At 50.6% G+C, this 22,942-nt stretch carries 16 protein-coding genes; 6 read left to right on the forward strand and 10 right to left on the reverse strand.

The annotated features are described in order from the left end of the window. Positions 1-26: 26 nt before the first annotated feature. The 3 genes from DHN43_RS02705 to DHN43_RS02715 form a co-directional block, all read right to left on the reverse strand. On the reverse strand, positions 27-848 hold the full coding sequence (locus DHN43_RS02705; RefSeq protein ID WP_063293205.1) for an MBL fold metallo-hydrolase: 822 nt from the start codon (positions 846-848) through the stop codon (positions 27-29). A 13-nt stretch (positions 849-861) separates the two neighbouring features. Beyond that, positions 862-1,302 carry a cyclic nucleotide-binding domain-containing protein gene (locus DHN43_RS02710; protein ID WP_193757786.1) on the reverse strand — a complete coding sequence of 147 codons (441 nt, stop codon included), beginning with the start codon at positions 1,300-1,302 and terminating at the stop codon, positions 862-864. 100 nt (positions 1,303-1,402) lie between these two features. Then, positions 1,403-3,994, reverse strand: coding sequence for an ABC transporter ATP-binding protein/permease (locus DHN43_RS02715; RefSeq protein WP_108817651.1), 2,592 nt, complete (start codon positions 3,992-3,994; stop codon positions 1,403-1,405). Between the two features lie 253 nt (positions 3,995-4,247). On the opposite strand from DHN43_RS02715, the gene DHN43_RS02720 reads away from it, so the two are divergent. Genes DHN43_RS02720 through DHN43_RS02740 form a run of 5 tightly spaced genes read left to right on the forward strand, consistent with a single transcriptional unit; the run spans position 4,248 to position 9,900 of the window. After that, positions 4,248-5,489, forward strand: coding sequence for a glycosyltransferase family protein (locus tag DHN43_RS02720; protein ID WP_199914762.1), 1,242 nt, complete (start codon positions 4,248-4,250; stop codon positions 5,487-5,489). A gap of 2 nt (positions 5,490-5,491) precedes the next feature. Beyond that, positions 5,492-6,730 carry a glycosyltransferase family 4 protein gene (locus DHN43_RS02725; RefSeq protein WP_108817652.1) on the forward strand — a complete coding sequence of 413 codons (1,239 nt, stop codon included), beginning with the start codon at positions 5,492-5,494 and terminating at the stop codon, positions 6,728-6,730. Further along, positions 6,730-7,860: a glycosyltransferase family 4 protein gene (locus DHN43_RS02730; protein ID WP_057465914.1), complete on the forward strand. Its 1,131-nt coding sequence runs from the start codon at positions 6,730-6,732 to the stop codon at positions 7,858-7,860. Before DHN43_RS02725 ends, DHN43_RS02730 begins: the two co-directional genes overlap by 1 nt. Further along, positions 7,860-9,059, forward strand: a complete 1,200-nt coding sequence (locus DHN43_RS02735) for a glycosyltransferase family protein (protein WP_108817987.1) — start codon at positions 7,860-7,862, stop codon at positions 9,057-9,059. The genes DHN43_RS02730 and DHN43_RS02735 overlap by 1 nt, the downstream gene beginning before the upstream one ends. Further along, complete coding sequence (locus tag DHN43_RS02740; protein WP_208994795.1) at positions 9,049-9,900, forward strand: polysaccharide deacetylase family protein; 852 nt, start codon at positions 9,049-9,051, stop codon at positions 9,898-9,900. The genes DHN43_RS02735 and DHN43_RS02740 overlap by 11 nt, the downstream gene beginning before the upstream one ends. On the opposite strand, the gene DHN43_RS02745 is transcribed toward DHN43_RS02740, so the two are convergent. From DHN43_RS02745 to DHN43_RS02775, 7 genes are all read right to left on the reverse strand, one after another. After that, positions 9,875-10,468: a class I SAM-dependent methyltransferase gene (locus DHN43_RS02745; protein ID WP_108817654.1), complete on the reverse strand. Its 594-nt coding sequence runs from the start codon at positions 10,466-10,468 to the stop codon at positions 9,875-9,877. The genes DHN43_RS02740 and DHN43_RS02745 overlap by 26 nt on opposite strands. Positions 10,469-10,484: 16 nt before the next feature. Beyond that, positions 10,485-11,657 (reverse strand): ABC transporter permease, encoded by a 1,173-nt coding sequence (locus tag DHN43_RS02750; RefSeq protein ID WP_108817655.1) that lies wholly within the window; start codon positions 11,655-11,657, stop codon positions 10,485-10,487. Continuing rightward, a complete protein-coding gene (locus DHN43_RS02755; RefSeq protein ID WP_108817656.1) occupies positions 11,654-12,682 on the reverse strand; it encodes an ABC transporter permease in 1,029 nt (342 codons plus the stop codon). Before DHN43_RS02755 ends, DHN43_RS02750 begins: the two co-directional genes overlap by 4 nt. Before the next feature lie 126 nt (positions 12,683-12,808). Further along, positions 12,809-14,725, reverse strand: coding sequence for an ABC transporter substrate-binding protein (locus DHN43_RS02760; RefSeq protein ID WP_108817657.1), 1,917 nt, complete (start codon positions 14,723-14,725; stop codon positions 12,809-12,811). Next, positions 14,722-16,623, reverse strand: coding sequence for an ABC transporter ATP-binding protein (locus tag DHN43_RS02765; RefSeq protein WP_108817658.1), 1,902 nt, complete (start codon positions 16,621-16,623; stop codon positions 14,722-14,724). The genes DHN43_RS02760 and DHN43_RS02765 overlap by 4 nt, the downstream gene beginning before the upstream one ends. A 140-nt stretch (positions 16,624-16,763) precedes the next feature. Beyond that, on the reverse strand, positions 16,764-18,536 hold the full coding sequence (locus DHN43_RS02770; protein WP_208994796.1) for an adenylate/guanylate cyclase domain-containing protein: 1,773 nt from the start codon (positions 18,534-18,536) through the stop codon (positions 16,764-16,766). A gap of 186 nt (positions 18,537-18,722) precedes the next feature. Continuing rightward, the gene (locus tag DHN43_RS02775) at positions 18,723-19,898 is read right to left on the reverse strand and encodes a CaiB/BaiF CoA transferase family protein (protein WP_108817660.1); all 1,176 of its coding nucleotides are present in this window, start codon (positions 19,896-19,898) and stop codon (positions 18,723-18,725) included. A gap of 270 nt (positions 19,899-20,168) precedes the next feature. Here DHN43_RS02775 and pepN point away from each other — a divergent pair, with 270 nt between their 5' ends. Next, entirely contained in the window at positions 20,169-22,805 is a 2,637-nt protein-coding gene (gene pepN, locus DHN43_RS02780) for an aminopeptidase N (protein WP_108817661.1), read from the forward strand. The last annotated feature ends 137 nt before the right edge of the window (positions 22,806-22,942 follow it).

Here is a 22,942-nt window from a genome sequence, read left to right on the forward strand (position 1 = left end):
CTGTTGCGAGCGACGGGTGAATGAACTTAAGGTTTGAAGACCATCCCTTCAGAGGCCACGATTGCTCGTGGATGCATCTGCTGGGCAGCCAAACCTATCTCGTCCAATTCATCATCCGTGCGACGCGGATCGTGATGAAAGATCACGGGCGTTTTCACGTTGGCGCGCTGGCATATTCCGACCACATGCTCCCATGTGGAATGTCCCCAACCCTTATACTTAGGGTATTCGGCACAGGTGTACATCCCATCCTGGATCACAACATCTGCATCACGGATAAACTCTAGGACAGCAGCATCGTGAGATGCGCTCCCCATTTCGTGATCTGTGATGATGCACATGGACTTACCATTGTACTCCATCCGGTAGCCACAGGCACCGCCTGGATGGTTTAGCGCAACGGTTTTGATTATCAGCCCATTGTCTTTCTTCAGGGTGTCCCCTGCCTTGAAACTTTTAAAGGAAACGGCACTTAGCGTGTTCGCTCCTACCGGGAAAATAGGGGGTGACATGATCCGACAGATAATGTCCTTCAAATCACATGGGTCATTAAAATGGCCTGCGGTTAGGCGAATACTGAAATTGGGATCGTACGCAGGCTCGAAGAAGGGCAAACCACAGATGTGGTCTAGGTGTGTATGCGTGAAGAGAAGATCGATGTCGCGGTGTGGGCCTTTCATCAACTCTTTACCCAGATTGCGTGCACCAGACCCACAGTCGACCATCAACAGAACGTCTCCCGCCCGAATTTCAAAGCAGGCTGTTTCTCCGCCGTATCTAAGTGTTTCGGGACCAGCAGCAGCTGTTGAACCGCGAACACCCCAAATTTTAAGAGAAAACTCGTTCAAGTAATCTGGCCTTTCAAGTGGACGCAGGGCGTGCCTGCGCAAGTTCTCTGGTCGTTTTTTCCAATCGCAACGCCAATACACGCATAATCTCGAGCGAAACTTTCGGAAACTCCGCGATGAGCTTCAAAAAATCGTCTTTGGATATTGCCAGAATGTGAGTTGTACCCACTGACTGTAAGGTCGCTGTTCTTGGCACATCACACAGGATCGCAATCTCACCAATGATGGCATATTGTCCAACCTTCGCAACCTCATTTTCATCAACAAACACAGCAACTTCACCGGAGAGGACAACAAATGCACTGTCACCATCATCTCCCTGATGGCACAAATGCTCCCCATCCTGAAACTCCATGCGGTCACTGATGAACGCAAGAAGACGCAGTTTGCTTGGTTCCAATCCCTGAAAGAGAGGGACACGGCTTAAAGCTTGAACTTCTGCATCAATAGTCACATTTCACTCCCAATAACTTGATGAGCATAGCTGAAGTTCTCCCAGCAAACTGTGTTCCAGCTCACATCATCTCGCCTTTGTTTCACCATAGTTCCCAAGACTATCTTTCGATAACCCTCCCATTTTCTAGGTGAAGCGTCGTAGAAAACTCCTCAGCAACACTTTCATTACTTACTCCGAACATGAGAATTTTATCACTCATGAGCTTCCTGAGGTCTTCGCGCAGGGTTTTATCTGTTGCACTTACACTGTTTGCTGTCTCATCCAGAACGTAGATGTGGGCATTCTTCAACAGGGCACGAACCAGACAAATCAACCTGCGTTGATGGGAGGATAACTTCGCGCCAGCAATGCCCACCTGATAATCGAAGGCAGCGCGGCGAATTGGGGCAATCAAGTCTCTTTCACGCACGAGCTCCTGCAGAACTTGTTGTATTTTCTGGCGGGCATCGCGGCGGTCCAACCTTGCGTGTCCGAAGACCAGATTGTCCTCGATGCTCAAAGTGGTGAGATAAGTGTCTGGATCAAAGAACTCGAAACGCTCATTGTCTTTGCCCACTGTTTCCATAAACTGTTTCCGAGCAGCGAGGATCTTCTCCCGCATATCATCATCCAGAACGCCAAGGCGGTGCTTTGCTGGAATGAGCTTGAGCGCCAGCGCAATCAAACGGGCCCGATCTACATCTTTGAGCCGTTTGCGCCGCTGTTCACCCTTTTGGTCATTCACAATACGGGCAAACTCCGGAAGATCCTCACGACTGATGAAAGAGTACCTGTTCAGCAAATCACTGTCTGCGCTGACATCAGCAAACAGTTCGACCATGGTCTTTGCGATTTTCAGCCCGATATCCGCCAGGAGCACATCAAACCCGGTCTCTTTGAGGAAAGCTGAAATCTGCGGGTCTGTCGGAACATGTTCAATGGTCATAAAGTGTTCTTTGGGGCTGGCGAAAAACAGGTTCTGCGCCAGATTAGCAGACATGTTGAATTTTTCAGGGTCCCAGAACTCGACAAGATTTTGAAGTTTTGTGTCATTCTGGATTTTCTCGCGCAAGGCTTTCCGCGCCTCAACCAATTTGGGCATGAGGCCGCCATTGAGCTCTTCAGTCTCGTTTGGATTGATGACTGTCTCAACGCCCAGTAAGTACAAATCACGCGAGAAACCCGCCACTTTACACAGCTCAAGGGCTTTGTCTTCCAGTTGCTGCATGGACCCAGCATCGGCCAACTCGTAATCTTCCCAGCGCGCTTTCAAATCAAAGTACGGATTGAGTGTCATGGCAGCTTCCTTCAACTGGCGCTGCCGCTTTCTCAGATCACTGCCTTCATACTCGACCTTTTCCTGAGGCCTGTGGCGCAGCCCGTAGAAGAGGTTATCGCGAATTGTCCCTGTCCAGACATGCAAATGACCACCCACGTAGGCAATCTGCCGACCCAAGGTCGCTTCTGGCATGCTTTCGAAATTGGTGTTGTTGATGGTGACTGATCCTGACGTGGGACTCAGCAATCCAGCTGCCATCTGCAACAACTCAGCGCGTCCAGAACCATCCACACCAGAAACAGCCAGTGGTTTACCCGGCTCGACATTAAGTGAAACATTATGCACTTCCTGCCCGGTCCCTACTCCTGATAGCCCTAGTTTATCTAGGGTAAGTGAACCTGTTAGCACCAGAGATTCATCATCCAGCAGGCGTTGTTTGTCGTAGAGATCAGGTGGATCGAAGTTTTCGACCACTGTCTGGTATTTGACTGAGACGTCTGCGGTCATTTGGTAGTAGGCCAGCAGCTCTTTCCATGGACCAGCCAGATCCTTGTAGGCTGCAATCACCGCAATCAACGCACCGATGCTGAGTTGCCCTTTGATGACCAGATAGCCGCCGATAAAGTAGAAGAAAAACGGCGTCAGCTGGTTCATGAAATTATTAACGAACTTGATGAAGTACTTGCGATTATAGATATCGAAACGAATACGGAAGTTTCGATAGAGTCTGTCTGAAAGGTCTGCTGAATGCCACGCTGACGTGTCGTTGCTATGAATCTCGGAGATACCTGAGATACTCTCTCCCACCTTATCGGCGATCACGCGCACATTCTTCACACGCTGACGAGACAGGCGAACGACCTTCTGTTGGAGCTTGGGAATGATATATCCCTGCACCGGATAAAGTGAGATGGCGGCCAGTCCGAGCAGTGGGTCCTGCATGAAAATAAAGCCGACCTGAACGACCAGCATTCCGCCTTGATAGGCTGGTAAAGCGAAGGCCTCGCCAACAAAACCACCAACATCCTCGACCTCGGCGGTAATCATTGGTATGATCTCGCCGGAGCTGACCTTCTTAAAGTGAGGCAGGCGGAAGCGGAGTACGCGCTGAAACAGCTCAAACCGCAACTGGCGTAGCATCCTCTCACCCAGTCTACCCTTGTAGACGTTGAGGTAGAGCTTGATGCAGTTGCTAACAACAACAAGAACCAAAAACAAAATACATAGCACCGCCAGATACTGAATCTGACCGAGCTGCATTCCGAAAAGTTCTACTGGAAAATTGCTACCCTGAATTGCTTCATTGGTAATTGTCTTAGGTAGATCCAGCAGGATGTAACTCACCGGATAGGACAATATGGTGACTAGAAGAATCGCCACTTGATAGCGGGCTGAGTTCTTCCAGATGAATTGGAAAAGCGATTTTTCCATGTCCACTCCGATTAAGCTCAGATCAGGCTAACCCAAACTGAGGCGATGCGATTTACGCTCTAACTGACGCAAGGGAACTTTACGCTTCAAGATCTTAAAAAACGGCATAAACCCGCAAGATCCCTTGGATTTATGGGGGTACTTCTTTGGTGTTTAAACGCTTCAAAGCAGGTTTGACCGTTGCTTGGTGGCCTTCCCCCGCCAAACTGATCTGATGCTGAGGTTTATGCGCAGCAGATGGAATAAGAAGCGCATGACGGTAATGACGCCAAAAATTCTGATTTATAGCCACGACACCTTTGGATTGGGCCATCTGCGGCGGTGCCGCACAATCGCACAATCTTTGGTTGGCTCCTTCCAGGAAATGTCCGTTCTCATCCTTTCAGGATCTCCCATCATTGGTAGTTTCGAGTTTCGTTCCCGGGTCGATTTCGTCCGCATTCCGGGCGTGATCAAACTGCGTAGTGGTGAGTACACTTCGCTCTCTTTGCAGCTTGATATCAATGAGACGATCGCTATTCGATCATCCATCATCGAACACACGGCCAAGGTGTTTAAACCTGATATCTTCATCGTCGATAAGGAGCCGCTTGGGCTGCGTGGTGAGGTTCTCCCCTCGCTTCAATACCTCAAGGGGCAAAAAACACGGCTGGTTTTGGGTCTTCGCGATGTGATGGATGATCCGCATGTTCTGAAGGAGGAGTGGCTTCGCAAACGCGCCTACCCTGCTCTCAATGATCTTTATGATGAGATCTGGGTTTACGGCCCTTCAGTAATGAACAATCCATTGGATGGGCTTGGCTTTGACCAGTCGGTGATGGAAAAGACGCTCTTTACCGGCTACCTGCGCCGGTCAATGCCAAGTTCAGCTCAGGATTTCACAGCGCCCTTTGATGGTGCCCCTTATGTGTTGGTGACCCCGGGCGGGGGTGGTGATGGTGTTGAGCTCGTCGATTGGGTCATACGGGCCTATGAAGCACGTTTGCGTCCTTTGTTCCCAGCTCTCATTGTTCTTGGACCCTTCATGAGCAAGGCAGATGTGGAAGCATTCTCAACGCGTGCATCTCATTTGCGCGATGTTGAGATCCTTCGATTTACCCCAGAAATTGAGCCCTATATGGCCAATGCGACTGCTGTGATTGGCATGGGAGGGTACAACACATTCTGCGAGATCCTCTCCTTTGACAATCCAGCCCTTCTGGTTCCACGTGTTGTGCCACGCAGAGAGCAGGCTATTCGAGCAGAGCAAGCCCAGCGGCTGGGTCTTGCGCAGATGCTTCCGATTGACTCATACCCGAGTGTTGAGCTGATGGTGAAAGCATTGGCAAACCTACCATTTATCGCACCACCGTCTCATGCTCATTCCGAAAACTATCTAGGTGGTTTGGATATTATCAATCTGCGAACTGCCGAAATTCTTGGCATGCGTGAACAGCATTTATCACAACGTCTTGATCCTCGAGACGATGTCAAACTGACATATAATGCGGGGTAGTGATGGAAGTTGGTCGCATTGCTGTGGTTGTTAAAGGGTATCCTCGTCTTTCCGAGACCTTTATTGCCCAGGAAATCTACGGTCTGCAGGAACGCGGTGTAGGCCAGCTTATTGTCGCGCTGCGCCGCCCCTATGATCCTTATGTGCATGACGTCCACGAGAAGATCACTTCCGAAGTGCTTTACCTCACTGAGTATCTCAAGGATGATCCGCCTCGTGTCCAAAAAGCTATGGCATGGGCAAAGAAACAACCGGCATATGCAGCAGCCAGGGCATGTTTTAAAAAAGACCTAGAGCACAAGAAAAATGCAGAGCGCTTCCGCCGATGGGGGCAAGCTTGTGTGATGGCTCATGAACTGCCAGAGGATGTTATCTGGATACACACGCATTACCTTCACAGCCCTTGTAGTGTTGCACGTTACGCAGCTCTTCTCTCGGGGCGTCGCTGGTCATTCTCAGCTCATGCCAAAGACATATGGACCACGGAACGATGGGAACTTGAGACAAAACTTGCTGACGCTGCCTGGGGAGTAACCTGTACTAAAGCGAACCTTGCTTACCTGCGTTCCCTTTGTAAGGAACCTCACAAAATCAGTCTTGTTTATCATGGTCTCGATTTTTGCGGATTTCCTGAGGCTCCCCGTCCTGCCACGTTACGGGATGGAACAGGAGCAGACGGCGTTCGGATTATCTCCGTCGGGCGACTGGTAGACAAGAAGGGTTATGACAACTTGCTGCGCGCTTTCAGCAAACTCCAAAAGGATTTGAACTGGCACTTCACTCACATCGGTGGAGGTGAGCTGTCATGTTCACTCAAGAACCTTGGTGTGCAACTTGGTCTGGATGACCGTATATCGTGGCTGGGAGCCCAACCGAGGAAACTTGTGTTGGAAGAGATGGAAAACGCCGATATTTTCGCTCTTGCCTGCCGTGTCTCAAAGTCGGGCGATCGGGATGGCCTGCCGAACGTGGTGATGGAAGCACAAGCTATGGCGTTGCCGTGTGTTTCAACAGAGGTGTCTGCTCTTCCTGAGATCATTGAAAGTAATGAGACTGGCCTGCTTTGTCCTGCTGAAGACATCTCAGCCTTATCAGAGGCACTGCAGCTTCTGATCACACACCCTTCTGAGCGAGAGCGCATTGGAACCAATGCGTTTGAAAGCGTTCATCGCCGGTTCAGTGCCTCGCCCGGTTTGGATTTTCTAGAGGAGAAGTTCTCGAGAAGTTTGGAGCCCTGCTGATGAAAGTCGCCTTTACAGCGCCCATGAAGCCTATTGACCACCCTGTGCCTTCGGGAGACCGAACCATGGGGCGATTGATCGTGCGAGCATTACATTTGGCGGGGCATGAGGTTGAAATTGCCTCCACTTTTCGCAGCTGGCGCGCTGAGGGTGGTGAGGACGTGACACGCGACGTGAAAGAGCTGGCGCTTACAGAGGCAAAAGCTATCGCAGAGCGCTGGATTGAACACAGTGAAGTGCCTGATGTGTTTCTCACGTATCACCTCTACCACAAAGCACCTGACTGGATCGGCCCGTACCTGTGCGCGAAATTCAACATTCCTTATGTGGTCGTGGAAGCCAGTCGTGCCCCAAAACGACAGGCAGGCAACTGGGCTCTCGGGTTTAATGCAGCTGATGCAGCTCTTGCTCAGGCCAGTCAGGTGGTCGCTCTGACTAAATCTGATGCACAATGCCTGAAAGAGGTCCTGAATGAAGATGTTCTGACGGTTCTGCCACCATTTTTGGAAACTGCAAAGTTTGAGGTCAGTCACAGTGTCACCAAAGGCTCGGCTGATGGAAAGATACGGCTGCTGTGTGCGGGTATGATGCGTGAAGGCGACAAGCAATTTTCATACATGGTGCTTGCTGCTGCCCTGAAACAGATTGCCGATTTGCCATGGCGCCTGACCATTGCCGGAGATGGACCGGCCCGAGGTGAGATAGAACCGCTGTTTGATCCGGCACGCACAGAATTTGTCGGGCTCATCCCTTGGCAAGAGATGCCGCGTCTTTACCGGTCTCACGACATTTTTGTCTGGCCTGCCATTCGTGAAGCCTTTGGCTTTGTGTTTCTGGAGGCTCAATCCTGTGGCTTGCCCGTGGTTGGTGGGCGGGTGTTTGGTGTACCTGACATCGTGGAGGAAGGTACCAGTGGTTTGCTTTCAGATGAAGGCGACGCCTCTGCTTTGGCTCAAAACCTGATGTCTCTCATAAAAAACACACACAAACGGGAGAATATGGGGCTCGCAGCTATAGAAAACATTCACAAAAACCATAGTCTTGAAGCTGGGGCGAGAGGGCTGGATAAGGTGCTCAACGCAGCTCTTGAACATCACAAGTTTAAACGGAGAGTTCACGGAGGCCGATGATGAAAGCCTTCATCCATGTTCAGCACTTACTTGGCTCGGGCCATATCGTTCGGGCAGTGGCGCTTGCCAAGGCGCTGGTTCGTCAAGGCATTGCAGTGACTCTTGCAACTGGGAACCGTATTCCTGACACGCTGAATTGTGACGGCCTTTCGGTTGTCCGGCTGCCTGCTGTGCGTGCTGCCAATGCAAAATTTAATGTTCTGCTGGATGAGCATAACGTCCCGATTGATGAGGCGTGGTGGGAGAAACGCATCACGGCAACGCTTTCTGCCTTTTCCTCTGAGCATTTTGACTTGCTGATCACAGAAACCTACCCCTTTGGGCGCAGGATGTTTGCAGCCGAGATGACGCGTCTTCTTGAATGTGCTGGCAGCAAACTCTCCCCGCCCTGGGTCGTTTGCTCTGTACGTGACATTCTGGTGCGCAAGGACGAGTTATGGAAGGAAGAATGGATGGCCTCACAAGCCTCCGCCTTTTATGATCGGATCCTTGTCCATTCAGACCCGCAACTCATTACGTTTGATGAGAGTTTTCCGTTCTCAAACAGGGTGAGTTCGCATATCCGCTACACGGGCTATATCAGTGATGACCGTACAACATCCGCACCTTCAATTGACGGTGCAGGTGAGATTATTGTTTCGTGTGGAGGTGGAGCTGTCGGCTCTGCTTTGTTGCGGGCTGCGCTTTCTGCTCCCAACCATATGTCACCCAACATCAGCCATCGGTGGCGCGTGCTTGTTGGACAGGACGTTCCCGACGCTGAGTTCCAACAGTTTTCCAGGCACTCTTCATCAGAGCTCATTATTGAGCGGGCTCGCAAAGACTTCCCTGCGCTTTTGAAGAATGCCAAACTTTCTATTTCTCAAGCTGGTTACAACACGGTTGTCGATATCCTGCGTGCAGGTATTCCATCCGTTCTGGTTCCTTTCGCACAAGAAGCTGAGACAGAGCAAACTCAACGCGCGCTCAGCCTCATGAAGCATCACAGAGCTGTGGCTGTTCCCGAAAAAGTGCTCAGCCCTAATACGCTTGCACAAGCTGCACAAAAAGCACTTTCCCTTCCAGCGCCAGATTTACACGTGGCGCTCAATGGAGCGGAGATTTCAGCTCAAGTGCTTGCCGCAGATCTTGGCATGGAAACACCCATGGACCATGCGCTCGGGATTATCTGGGAAAGGAACGTTTCTCGTGATCTCTAGTATCGCTCCTGTCGTTGAGCCTGTTCCGGAAACCGAACAACCCGCAGGTGACAGCCAACGGGCGTTTGAACATCATCTCACCCAGCACCTCAATTGGTTTGAAGAGCGCGGCCTTACTGTCAAGTTCTGGTGGCGGGACGATGATGCTGTTTCGCCAACTCCTGCGCTTGAAGAATTGCTTGTGTTTTCTGACCGGTTCCGCATTCCGCTTTCGCTTGCCGTAATTCCAAAATTTGCAACAGATGCGCTCGCCCAGCGTCTTGCGAACACGCAGGATGTTCATGCCGTTCATCATGGTTGGCAGCATAAGAATTATCAGAAGAAAATATACGGCGAGAAAGCCAGTGAGTTTGGGTGGCGGCGAACGTCTAAGGAGATGGCGAAAGAACTGGCAGAAGGCCGAGAGATCCTGCAAAACTTGTTCGGTGAACGTTTTGTGCCGTTGTTTGTGCCTCCCTGGAACCGGATTGCGCCGCGTGCTGTGCATCTCCTTAAGCAGCAAGGCGATTACGGATTATCCGCATTTACCTGGATCAATCATTTCCGCCTGCCACGCCTCCAAAGCCACGTCGACATCATCAAATGGAAGAAAAACAAACGCTTTATCGGTTGGGAGGCAGCTCGCAAACGGTTAGATCTGCAGCTTTGCCGACGTCGAACCAATGTCGCTGAGCCGATCGGACTGCTGACACATCATCTTGATCACGGTGAAGGCTGCTCAGAATTTCTGGAGGTATTTTTCGAGCTCACGTCTGCTCATCCTGCAGTTAAATGGCTTAGTTCTCGAGACCTTCTGGATCAAGCAAAACACGATTTTACTTTGGCTGCCGGACAGGTCTGACCAACCTAAGTTTCCACCCTACATTCTTTGAAAAAGACTTTAACTCAAGATCATCAAGCACTTGCCAAAGATCTGTTTTGTCCGTTTCATCCCAGATCTTCTTGATGGACTTGTTTGCGCCTGATTTTTCTCGCGCTGGCGTGTACATGGAAATTGCAATAACGCCGTTATCTTCAAGAAATCTTGCATACCGATTGAGCTGTAATTCAGGCTCTTCGCAAAAGTAGAGCACTTCATTGAAGACAACTGCTGAGAACGTCTCCTCTGGTTTAGCGTTGAAGCTCTCAAGATCAGATTGCACCAGTTGCACATGCTCCTCCCCAACCTTGGCATTGCCTAGTGCAATTTCTGAGAGATCGACGCCACAATACCGCTGCAAGCCTGATGGCTTGAGATAGTGATACAGAATTGCTTCACCGCAGCCGACATCAAGGACTGCATGTGTCGTTGCAGTTTGTCCTAGCCATGCGGAGAGAATTCCGTAGCGCGCAGCCTCTTTGATATCATTAAGAAAATGCCAGCGACCTGCTTCGTATTGGCGATCCCAATCACCTGAGAGATCTTCCATTATATTGAGGCTCCAGCTACTTATACGGATCAGCTGCATCGCGCAGCCCGTCGCCCATGAAGTTGAAGGCAAGCACGACAATGATGATCGGAATAACCGGCGCCATCAACCACGGATAAATGGTAACGACGGAGATATTCTGGGCTTCATTGAGAAGAACACCCCAGGATACAGCGGGCCTCCTCAGTCCGAGATTCAAGAAGGACAGAGCCGTTTCACCAAGTATCATCGCCGGTACAGAAAGTGTTGCTGATGCAACAAGGTGACTTGTGAAACCGGGAAGCAAGTGTTTGACGATAATACGACTTGGGCTAGCGCCCATCAGAGCTGCGGCCTTGGCATATTCTTCTTCTCGCAGTGATAGCAATTTTGATCTGACGGCGCGCGCCAAACCCGGCCAGTCCAACAGGCCCAGAATGACCGTCAAGCCGAAGTAAATCCAGACTGGCGACCATGTTATCGGCAAGGCGGCAGATAAAGCCATCCAGAGTGGGAGTTCGGGCAATGAGCGCATAATTTCGATAACGCGTTGAATTGAGCTATCGATCCACCCACCGAAGAAACCAGCAAGTCCGCCGAGCAAGACACCAAGCACCATGGATATGCTTACCCCGACAAGACCAATGGTGAGAGACAGCCGTGCTCCATAAACGAGACCTGAATATTGATCTCGCCCCAATCTGTCCGTTCCTGCAATAAACAGCGTCCCGTCTTTAGCGGGGCAAATAACGTGAAGGCTTGCGGGAAACAGGCCCCAGAACTTGTAGGGGTCTCCTTTGCAAAAGAACCGGAGCTTTTGAACTTTTGTGGTGTCTGTTTCATAGACCCACTTCAAATTTTCCAGATCAACTGAAGGGTTCAGACCATACACAAAGGGTCCAATCAACTTGCCTTCATGGAACAGGTGAATGGCTTGTGGCGGAGCAAAGAGGAAATCTACGTTTCGCTTTGCCACTGAATAAGGTGCAATAATTTCTGCAAAAGGGACGCATAGGTAGAAGAAGAAGAGAATGATCGCTGAGATAACGGCCAGCTTGTGCTTGCGGAACTTCCACCAGATGATTTTCCATTGTGGCGCCTGATAGTATCTCTCCTGCTCTCGGGTCAGGATCTCAACATCCTTGGGGTCAAAACCCTTAGGGTTGACGTAGTGCTCTGCTTTGTCCTCTCCACGTTTGCCCGGGTTCATTGTCTTGCCCCTTCTTTTCCAAGGCGAATTCGTGGATCCAGATAACCAAGCAAGACATCAGAGACCAACATGCCAATCAATGTGAGGATAGAGACGAAGAGGAGGATAAACCCTGCAAGGAACTGATCCTGCGATTGAAGCGCTCCAAGAAGGACAGGACCGACGGTGGGAAGGTTGAGGACGACAGAAACAATAACCGAGCCTGACACAAGCGAGGGAATTAGATTGCCTATATCTGCTATGAATGGGTTGAGAGCGACACGAAGGGGATATTTGACGAGGAGTTTACTTTCTCGCATTCCCTTTGAACGAGCGGTCGTGACGTATTGCTTATAGATCTCATCCAGCAGGTTCGCGCGTAATCGGCGGATCATGGCGGCTGTGCCGGATGTTCCGATGACAATCACCGGAACAATAAGATGTGCCACAATAGACAGGGCTTTACCGCCGCTCAAGGGTTCGCCAATGTAGTGCTCCTCCATAATGCCCCCTACCGTCAGTCCAAACCAGCTGTTGGCCAGATACATTAAAACCAATGCCAATAAGAAGTTAGGGGTCGCTAGACCGAGATACCCAATAAGTGTGAAGGTGTAATCTCCTAACGAATACTGATGTGTCGCGGAGTAAATGCCGATGGGAAAGGCAACGCAGTAAATGAAAAGGATCGTAGCAAGGTTGAGCGCAACTGTAAGCGGTAATGTTGGGCCAACCACTTCACCGACTGGCTGGTCATACTCAAAGGACCAGCCCCAATTGCCCTGAATTAGTCCATCAAACCCATTGGGTCCGGGCCAGAGCCCCACCCAAATTCCGTAACGCTCCACAAACGGCCTATCAAGAGCGAACTCTTTGCGCAGAAACTCCAGTCTGCCAATGGAAGCACTTTCTCCGGTTGAGCGGAGCATGGAGATCTGGTTGGAGATGTAGTCCCCTTCCGGCAATTCAATGATGAAGAAAACCAGGAAACTGATGGCAGCAAGCGTTGGTATCATCACCAACAGCCGCCGCAGGATGTAATTGAGCACCCGCTTCCCTTTCTTTTCTCACACCACTCGTGGGAGAAGTCTAAAGGAGCTCTCTTGGCTTTCTCTGAGAAAATCTAATCAGGTTTGAGAAGCCCTATTAGCCCGCGCTTAAGGCAAGTGAAAAAATCAATGAGGGAGATCGTCTTCATCCGGTAAGAGGTCTTCAAAAAAGAAGAGATCCATGCGGTGGATGCCGAACTGAGCACCGGGATCCCATCCATAAATGCCCATTTCAGGTACATTCAAAAGCCCCTTAACAACCACTGGCTGCCGGACAGCATTGACCAGACCGATATGAATTGTTTCATCTGCGTGAATCTGCAGGATTTGCTCCCAAATCATGTCCCGCTCTTCAAAACTACTGCTCACCAGCCATTGATCAAAGAGCTCAATCAAGCGAATTGCCGGAGGCCAGTCAGGTTTAACACCTGCGTGTCCATCACTCTCATAGTAGTTGCCCCATGGAGCCCATGAGAGAAAATCTTCGCGCGTGGGAGCATAATCTATCGGCGGCATATCTGCTGTTGGTACACCGTTTTCAAAACCGGACCAGACAGACATCATCAAAGTGCCAGAGAGCGCGCGAGCCCGGATCGTGTCGCGCTGGCTTGGGCGGATAAAAGCAGAAACACCAATTTCCTTCCACGTTTCTGCAACAAGCTCCAGCGCATCATCCTGTTCAGCACTCTCGCCTGTGGTCTCAATAATGAGTTGCAGCGGGCGTCCGTCTTCCAGCAAGCGTACGCCGTCTCCTCGCCTATCTGTCAGTCCAATATCATCCAGCAACTGATTAGCAAGGTCTGGATTAAATTCCGCCCAAGCCGTTTGAAAGTCTGGCTGATACAACGGAGAAATGTTGAGAACCGTATCGTTGCCGGCTCTCCCCAAACCAAAATAAAGTACTTTGTTTATGAGCTCACGATCGATGCCCAACGAGAGCGCATGGCGAAATCTGCGGTCCTGCATGAGTTTGCGCCATGTTGGATCTTTGACGCTGAGGTTGGGCAGGATTGAAATTTCAGATCCCTTGGAGTTGAGCCAGAGACGGGTGTCATAATCCTGTGTCTGTTCACCACGTTTAAGAACGGAAATATCAGAGAACCCAAGTCCACGTGCCTGCAAATCACTTTCACCAGCCAGCGCCTTTGCCGGAATAAGTTTACCATCCACCACATCCATAATTATGCGGTCGATATAGGGAAGTTGCTGGCCTGCACTGTCCACGCGATGGAAGAACGGATTACGCTCCATAACTGCCCTGCGATCCCCCGAAGTGTTTCGTGGCACCCATGGCTGCAATGTGGGGATATGCGGATTGGATGCGCCGTACATGTCGTCCATGCGGTTGAACAAAGGTGCCCACCCGCGCACTTTCTCAATACGAGCGATCTGCCTGATAAATTCCGGATTTCCATACTCTTCATGGAACTGCTTCATGTAAGCAGCTGGCCGGTAAATGAACGGCGGGCGTGCTTTTGCAAGTTCCTGCAGGAACAGAGGATTTGGCTCATGCCACTCAAAACGAACCGTCGTCTCATCAATAACTGAGAACTCAGGACCTTCACCATCCACCAGCATGAACCCTGGCAGGCCGATGGGGTTCAGCTCCTCGTTTAGGGCGACATCTTCAAACCAGAACCGAAAGTCTTCTGCATTAAAGGAACTGCCATCAGACCATTTATGGCCTTCACGCAGATTTAGAGTGAAGATCTTGTCATAGTGATTATCTACACTCTCCAAAATGTCTGGATTTAACTCGAGGTTTTCATTGTACCCAACCAGCCTTGCATAGCCCCACACATTGATCAGACGCACGTCTTTAGGCCGCGAAATGAGCGTATGCAGCGCACCACCCTGCACTCCGATTACGCGGCCAATATCATCAGGGTAGGTCACAAGTGGTTCATTGGGAACACGATCTACGATAGATGGCAGGCCCGGCGGAATTCCCGGAGTTTCCTTCAGGACCAGAGCTGCCGAGACCGTGGGCACTGCGAGGCTGATGAGCATAACAACCGTTGTGAGGAGGCCAAGTTTTCTCATATATGGCTCCCCCCTAAACCCACGATATCGCGCATACTTTCCATTCCCGGAGCACATACCCAATGATCTGTCTCAATCTCAACCAAATACGGTACGGTTGAGTAGCGCATCCGGTAGGGCGAAGGCCATTGTGTCGGGTCTGAGCTTGCGGTTCCTGCCAGAGATGAAAAATCCAGTTTGTGGTCCAAAGAGGGTTCTGGCACTGCTTTGAGAAGTGTACGCGTATAGGGATGGATCGGATTATCTATGATCTGCCGCGTTGGTCCGACTTCGACAACCTTGCCCTTGCACATGACCGCTATGCGATCAGAAATGTAGTCAACCACAGCAAGGTTGTGGCTGACGAAAACATAGGTCAGGCCCAACTCATCTTTGAGGTCTTTGAGAAGGTTCAAGATCTGTGCCTGAACGGAGACATCAAGCGCTGATGTTGGTTCATCACAAATCAAAAACTCCGGGTTTAGCGCCAGAGCTCTTGCGATCCCGATACGTTGTCTTTGGCCTCCGGAGAAGGAGTGCGGGTAACGACGCAGATATCTTGGCGACAAGCCGACAAGATCAATCAGTTCCCGGATGCGCGCTCCTTGACTGAGGCTGTCACCCATACGGTGTATGACGAGCGGCTCCTGCAGGATCTCGTTGAGTGTTCGGCGTGGGTTTAACGAAGAGAACGGGTCCTGAAAGATAATCTGAGCCCGTTTACGGTATTGGAAGAGCTCTTTTTCAGAAAAACCCTGAATATCGCGTGCGCCGTCCTCAGTGGTGTAGGAGATTTTGCCACGCGTCAAAGGAAAAGCTCGCAGCATAGCAAGCGCGGCTGTGGTTTTTCCGGAACCTGACTCTCCAACAATACCAAGGCATTCACCTCTACGGACCGTCAAAGATACATTGTCGAGTGCGGTTGTCATGCCTCTGCGTTTTTTGCCGCGCAGGTTCTTGAATGTGAAGTTCTTACAAACGCCTTCCAGCTCAATGAGCGGCGTTCCACGGAATGCGTGAGCTTTGCCAACCGGACTTGGCTGAAAGTCAGAATGATGCGTGCGGGGTTTGATTGGGCGGATTGGAACAAGGCGTTCATCCGGCTCCATAGAAAGCGAAGGAACCGCGTTGAGCAGCGCTTTCAGATAAGGGTGCTGCGGGGTCAGGAACAGGTCTTCAACACTACCCTTTTCCATGACCTCACCGTTGTAGACCACGACAACCTCATCAGCCATGTTTGTGACTACACCAAAATCATGCGTAATCATGAGCAGTGTCATGTTCAGTTCAGCTTGTACTTCCTTAATCAACTTCAGAATTTCGGCCTGAATGGTAACATCCAGCGCGGTTGTCGGCTCATCTGCGATAAGAAGCGTGGGGCGGCAGATCATCGCCATGGCTATGAGTGCGCGTTGCCGTAAGCCGCCAGAGAGCTCAAATGGATAGGCACGGATTGCGCGCTCAGGCTCGGGGAAATGAACCAGACGCAACATATCCTTGGTCAGTTCCTGGGCTTCTTTAGTGCCAACAAAGCGGTGCAGTTTTGCTGCTTCGCTGATCTGATCTCCAATGGTGTGCAGTGGTGAGAGCGAGACCATGGGCTCTTGAAAGATCATTGCAATCTGATCGCCGCGAATGGCGCGCATGGCAGGACCAGCCGGAGGCAGTTTTGCAATGTCTACTTTCTCACCGTTTTTGCGATTGTCCCGAAATAAAATTTGACCTGATGTGATGCGAGATTTTGCAGGAAGGATCCCCATAACCGCCCTGGAGATCACGGTCTTGCCAGACCCTGACTCACCAACCAAAGCGACGCATTTGTTTTCCGGGACACTAAAAGACACATCGCGGACAACTTGGTGATGCCCTTCGTCTCCATGAAACTCTACCGACAACCCTTTGACGTCAAGCAGGTTCACGTGCGTCCCTTCCTCACTGGTCTGTTGCTAGCGCACGCGAGAAAGCCTTTCGCGGCTTTCACACTAGAACAGGGCTTTCTTTCAATGAGGTTGGGTTACGTGGCACACTTAAATTAAACTAGAAGACAATGCCGGGATTATCAGTCGTCGCATATGGTCGAGTTGAGTTGCCAAACCTCGACTTTGCCCTTCCGTCCACGAATGTCATGGCTACCGCGATGGGTTACGTTATCGGGTCGCCCTGCTCTCTCAACAGTTTCACCGCTCAACACCACACATGCTCCTTTAACGGAGGAGATGGTGCCACCCAGGCTTTGCAGGCGACTGCACACATTCACGGCATCGCCGACAATGGTGTAGTTCCAACGTTCGACCGCCCCTACATTACCAACAATTACTGGGCCTGTGTGAATGGCAATCCGTACATTCAAAGCATTTTCGGGTGTAACTGCATTGGCTTGCTGGATGGCGCTGACCATATCTTCTGCAGCAGAGATTGCGCATCGGGCATGGTCTTCCATCTCGTTTGGAGCACCCCAGAATGCGAGCATGCCGTCACCGACGAACTTATCGACAGTCCCCTGATGAGCCTCCACAGCAGACACAAGCAGTTTGAAGTGATCATTGAGCAGTCCAGCCACTTCGCCAGCGCTTCTGTGTTCGGAGATCGACGTGAAACCTTCAATGTCCGTAAACAGGATCGTCAGTTCAGCTTCTTTCGCTTTGGCTGCACGGTCGATCCCCATAGCCATCAACTTGGAATAGAGTGACTTTGGGATATACCGGCTCATGGCTTGTAAGCCGCTGGTGCTGGCATTCATTGCAGACGTAATCTGATCTACTTCTCGAATATGACTGCGTGGTAGTGGTTCAAGGTGCTCAAACTCCAGAGCCCCAAACTTTTGAGCGCGCGCAGCAATGCCTTTCAATGGAGATGACAGACGACGCGCGAAGAAGATCGCGACAAGTGCGGACAGGAACACAACAGCCACGCCAGCAAAGACCGAGTTAATCAGACGAGTAAACTCATCATAACGCGAGTTTGCCAACTGATACTCACCGACGTAGTAGACCTCGCCATCTGGTGAAACAAGCTTTTGTAAAACAAGAACATACATGTCCTCGCCATCGTAAATCAAATGCAGTTCAACGCCTCGTTTGCGCGCGCGCTGACTAAAGGGTTGTGCTTTACTGCCCTCAAACTTTGCAAGAACGGGATCTCCAAACTCTGTGACATGCGCCAGCAGATTGTGCTGTTGCAGCTCATTGGTTGGAGAGGAATACGCGAGCACCCGATTTTTGTCAGTCAGGATAAAGCGAGTGACATCCTCTTCGTCTACTTCGTTTCCAATTCCATCTTCTTTTGAAGAGGCGAGGACCGAGCCAACACCCTTCATCGTGATAATTGCGGAAACGTAGCCGATCGTCTCTCCATCAAACTTGATAGCGCTTGTCGCCGTTGCAAATGGGTCTTCACCAGATGCGTAGAAGTCCCCCCAGAATGGGTCTTCAGCAGTTTGCGCATCGATGCTTTGCATTCTGGAGAATTCAAACAGATCTTGTTCAGGCTGGAATGGGATCAGATCTTGCCGGTTTTCGGCGTGACGCAAGCCCCAGACTGTTCCATTGGGCAGTGACAACACCAAGCCTTCGACACTTTTCACCCCGAACAACACGCCACGAAACGTCTGGCGGGCACGAAAGATCGCATTTTGCGCCGTTGGCTGTTCTTCCGCATAAACTTTGATTGCATGTACCGAGGAGAATGCCGGGGTCATATAGGCACTCAAGGCATTGTTGATTGCCTCGGTGGACATGATCGACGCTTTTTCGATCAAGCTTCGGGTATTCTTCAGATTGGTATGAACAGACATGTACAGCACAATACCGCCGCACAAGGTCACAACAGTCACGAAGGTTAGGCTCACCAACCACGTCAATGACAACTTGTAATAGCACCGCCGTATGCCGATTGCTTTACGCCTGATCCTATTCCAAAGCTTCAAACCGTGACCCACCTGTGTGAGGAATGCCAGCCCGTTAAACCACTCCCAGGACCGAGGGTCAAACTGCCTTCCTGCACATGGTGTCGCTAGTCTTTATTCTACTGCTTCTTTGCCTAATTCTCTCAATATCTCATTTCTATGCTCATCGAGAGCTGGTGCACCCTTCTCCAGTTTCAGCTTAGAATTAGTAAACCGAATTGGCGTACGGACATAGGTTTGCTCGCCTTGATGCTTAGATGTTGTTGGCAAGTTGACTTTCATTTGCCGGTGTTCAATTTGCGGATCCTGCAAAACATCAGCAACTGTATTGATCGGACCTGCCGGAACGCCGCGTTCTTCCATTTTTGACAGGAGTTCATCCCGATTGAAGTTCAGCACGAGAGCCTGAAGCTTTTCTGTTAATTCCTCGCGGTGCTTCACACGAGACGGGTTGGTGGCATAGCGCTCGTCCTCAGACAGTTCTTCCTGCCCAAGAATCTTGCAGAAGTTCGCAAACTGAGTGTCGTTGCCAACAGCCACAATGAGATGACCATCCTTCACTTCAAAAACTTGATATGGAACGATGTTTGGATGAGCGTTACCCATACGGCTAGGGACATTGCCGCTGCTTAGATAATTCATCGCCTGATTGGCCAAAACACCGACCTGAGCATCCAGCAAAGCCATATCGATCCATTCGCCTTCACCGGTCAGGTCACGGCGGCGCAGAGCTGCCTGAATACCTATGACCCCGTATAGGCCCGTGAAGATATCAGCAAAAGCAACGCCTACCTTTTGTGGCTCGCCGCCTTGCGAACCAGTCAGATCCATAATACCGCCCATGCCTTGGATCATAAAATCGTATCCAGCGCGATGGGCATAAGGGCCATTCTGACCAAAACCAGTCACGGAACAATAGATCAGCTTCGGATTGATCTTCTTGAGGCTATCATAGTCGAGGCCAAACTTGGCTAGCCCGCCAACTTTGAAGTTTTCGATCAGCACATCACTTTGACGCACCAGATCATAAATCAACTCAAGATCTTCCTGCTTTGAGAAGTCAGCAGTTATGGAGCGTTTGCCGCGATTGCAGGCATGGAAGTAGGCTGCGCTTTTGCTTCCGCCCTCTTCTTCGACAAACGGAGGTCCCCAGGTCCGGGTATCATCACCGCGCGGGCTTTCCACCTTGATGACATCGGCACCCAAATCAGAAAGGGTTTGTCCAATCCATGGGCCTGCCAGAATGCGCGCCAGTTCCAATACTTTTATGTTTTCCAGGGGAGCTGTCACGGAAGCAACCTCAGCCTTTTTGTATAGATCTGTTTCAGGGGCTCAGTGCTACCTGTTTTTTCGGGATAGTGCTTACGAGGATCTGTCATGATCTCCTTCCAGTCCTTCCCTTGCTTGATAATTTGATTTTTGGGTGCAAAAGTGATGAGGTTTTCATTCCCTGCATTTGACCGGAACCGTTTTCAACGGTACCGCCGATCTACATAAAAATTTGGAAGCGCTGCGCCAAGGGGTGATCAAGCTGCTTTAACACTTCTTGGGAGAACAGGTATGCGATCTGAAACTGCTCAGCTCATTAGACTGCAAGACTACACAGAGACACCCTACGTCATTGAGAGTGTTTCTCTTATCTTCAAACTTCTACCAGAAGCAACCGAAGTTATCTCCACCCTTACCATTTCCAAGCGTGATGGCACCGAAGACGGCGCTCCACTTGAGTTGGATGGCGACGAGCTTACACTTATTTCAGCTGCTATTGATGGCGTGCTATTGGCAGAAGACGCTTTAGAAGCCTCTGCAGACAAGCTGACGGTTCATGCACCACCTGCTGAGCGCTTCCAGTTGGAAGTTATCACCAAGGTGAACCCAACCACGAACACCAAGCTGGAAGGGCTTTACCTTTCTCAGGGCATCTACTGCACTCAATGTGAGGCAGAGGGCTTCCGCCGGATCACTTACTACTATGACCGCCCGGATGTGCTTTCAGTATTCACGACCCGCATTGAAGCAGACAAAGCGACCAATCCGATTTTGCTTGGTAATGGCAATCCGCAGGACGCAGGTGACATTGAAGGCACTGACCGTCACTTTGCCGTGTGGCATGATCCACACCCGAAGCCAGCTTATCTGTTTGCGCTTGTTGCTGGCGATCTTGCCTGCATTTCAGAAAAGTATACGACAGCTTCTGGCACACCAGTCGATCTGAACATCTTTGTCGAGAAAGGCAATGAGGACCGCGCAGACTGGTCCATGGACAGCCTGATCCGCTCCATGCGGTGGGACGAGAAAGTATTTGGCCGCGAGTATGACCTTGAAGTGTTCAACATTGTTGCTGTTTCTGCATTCAACATGGGTGCGATGGAGAACAAGGGCCTCAACATTTTCAATGACAAGTTCATTCTGGCGGATAGTGACACAGCGACCGACACAGACTACGAGGGTATTGAGACTGTTGTTGCCCATGAATACTTCCACAACTGGACTGGCAACCGTATCACCTGCCGCGAATGGTTCCAACTTTGCCTGAAGGAGGGTCTCACTGTATTCCGCGATCAGGAGTTTTCTTCTGATGAACGTTCCCGCCCTGTGAAGCGTATTGCTGATGTGATCCGCCTGAAATCCCGTCAGTTCCCTGAGGATCAGGGACCTCTTTCGCATCCAGTGCGCCCGACAGAATACAAAGAGATCAACAACTTCTATACGGCGACTGTCTATGACAAAGGCGCTGAGCTGGTTCGTATGATCAAGACAATTCTTGGTGCAGACAACTTCAGAAAAGGGATGGATCTTTACTTCGAGCGACATGATGGTGATGCCTCAACCATTGAGGACTTCCTCAAATGCTTTGAGGATGCGACCAAGATCGATTTGTCTCACTTCAGCCTGTGGTACCACCAGTCCGGCACACCAGTTGTGAAAGCAAAAAGTTCTTACGACGAAGCTGCAAAGACTTTCACTCTGGAGCTGGAACAGATTAATGCTCCAACACCTGGACAAGACCAAAAGAAGCCATTCTTCATTCCAATTCGCTTTGGCCTGGTTGGCCCGAATGGAGATGATCTCGTCTATTCCAGTGCCGAAGGTGCTCAAGTCGATGGCGACTTGCTGTGTCTGAGCGGCAACAAACAAACCGTTGTCTTCCATGGTATTGGCAGTAGGCCAGTTCCTTCCCTTCTGCGTGAATTCTCGGCTCCAGTTAAGTTGGAAACAGGTCTGTCCCGTGAAGGTCAGATCTTCCTGATGCGCCATGACATTGACCCGTTCAATCGCTGGCAGGCTGCTCAGACGTTGATGACCGATCTGCTTATTGAGCTGATCAATGGTGCAGAGCCGACAGGCAAGGACGCCTTTATTGAGGCGCTCGGTCACATGGCAGAGGATGAGAACCTTGACCACGCGTTCCGTGGTTTTGGCCTGATGCTGCCTAGCGAGCAGGCAATCGCACTTGAAATCGGCAAAGACGTCGATACTGATGCGATCGGTGATGCCCGTGATGCGTTCTCCAAAGAGATCGGCGTTGCACTCTATGACACCTTCAAGCGTATCTATGATGCTTTGGAGATGCCAGCAACGTTTAGCCCGGATGCTCTTTCAGCTGGCAAGCGTGCGCTGAAGCTGCGTTGTTTGTCCTACTTAGCGGCAAGCAATGGTGAAGGCAGCGCTACTCTGGCTAAGGCACATTTTGATGCTGCTGATAACATGACGGACCGGATCAGCGCCTTGAACTGCCTGGTCAAGTTCAAGCTGGCAGGGGCGCAAGAAGCAATGGCTTCCTTTGAGGAACGCCACAAGGACACTGCTCTTGCCATGGATAAATGGCTGGGTGTCGCGGCCAGCGCGCCGAGCAAAGACACGATTGGCGCCCTACGTACTCTTACAGAACATCCGGCATTTTCTTGGGATAATCCAAATCGTATCTACGCGCTCATTGGTGGCTTCCTAGGTGGCAATACAAGAGGTTTCCATGCGGCTGATGGTTCAGGATATGATTATCTTGCTGAAATCACGTTGCAATTGGACAAGATTAACCCTCAGGTTGCTTCCAGAATGGTCAAAAGCTTTGGCTCCTGGAAGAATATGAATGCGGAACGCAGAGTAAAGGCAGAGGCCGCTTTGAAGCGAATTCTTGCAGCTGATCAGCAACTCTCTACTGATGTCAAAGAAATAGTTGAGCTGTGTCTAGACTAAGACAGTCTACTTTGCACCCAGCGAAGTCTCTGAGAGTCCTATGAAAATTAACGGCAGCAAAAAGAGCTGCCGTTAACCATTTTTTTGTGTCGAGACTCTGGACAAGTTGATTCGGATAGATTCAAATGAATGTGATT

Origin of the sequence: Pseudovibrio sp. Alg231-02 (assembly GCF_900143565.1) — a bacterium.
In the GTDB taxonomy this organism is placed as follows: domain Bacteria; phylum Pseudomonadota; class Alphaproteobacteria; order Rhizobiales; family Stappiaceae; genus Pseudovibrio.

What these genes read in the sequence shown, in the direction of transcription:
- DHN43_RS02735 (WP_108817987.1), top strand. Translation starts at nt 7,860, where the DNA reads ATGAAAGCCTTCATCCATGTTCAGCACTTACTTGGCTCGGGCCATATC.
- DHN43_RS02745 (WP_108817654.1), bottom strand. Translation starts at nt 10,468, where the DNA reads ATGGAAGATCTCTCAGGTGATTGGGATCGCCAATACGAAGCAGGTCGC.
- DHN43_RS02725 (WP_108817652.1), top strand. Translation starts at nt 5,492, where the DNA reads ATGGAAGTTGGTCGCATTGCTGTGGTTGTTAAAGGGTATCCTCGTCTT.
- pepN (WP_108817661.1), top strand. Translation starts at nt 20,169, where the DNA reads ATGCGATCTGAAACTGCTCAGCTCATTAGACTGCAAGACTACACAGAG.
- DHN43_RS02715 (WP_108817651.1), bottom strand. Translation starts at nt 3,994, where the DNA reads ATGGAAAAATCGCTTTTCCAATTCATCTGGAAGAACTCAGCCCGCTAT.
- DHN43_RS02750 (WP_108817655.1), bottom strand. Translation starts at nt 11,657, where the DNA reads ATGAACCCGGGCAAACGTGGAGAGGACAAAGCAGAGCACTACGTCAAC.
- DHN43_RS02720 (WP_199914762.1), top strand. Translation starts at nt 4,248, where the DNA reads ATGACGGTAATGACGCCAAAAATTCTGATTTATAGCCACGACACCTTT.
- DHN43_RS02730 (WP_057465914.1), top strand. Translation starts at nt 6,730, where the DNA reads ATGAAAGTCGCCTTTACAGCGCCCATGAAGCCTATTGACCACCCTGTG.
- DHN43_RS02760 (WP_108817657.1), bottom strand. Translation starts at nt 14,725, where the DNA reads ATGAGAAAACTTGGCCTCCTCACAACGGTTGTTATGCTCATCAGCCTC.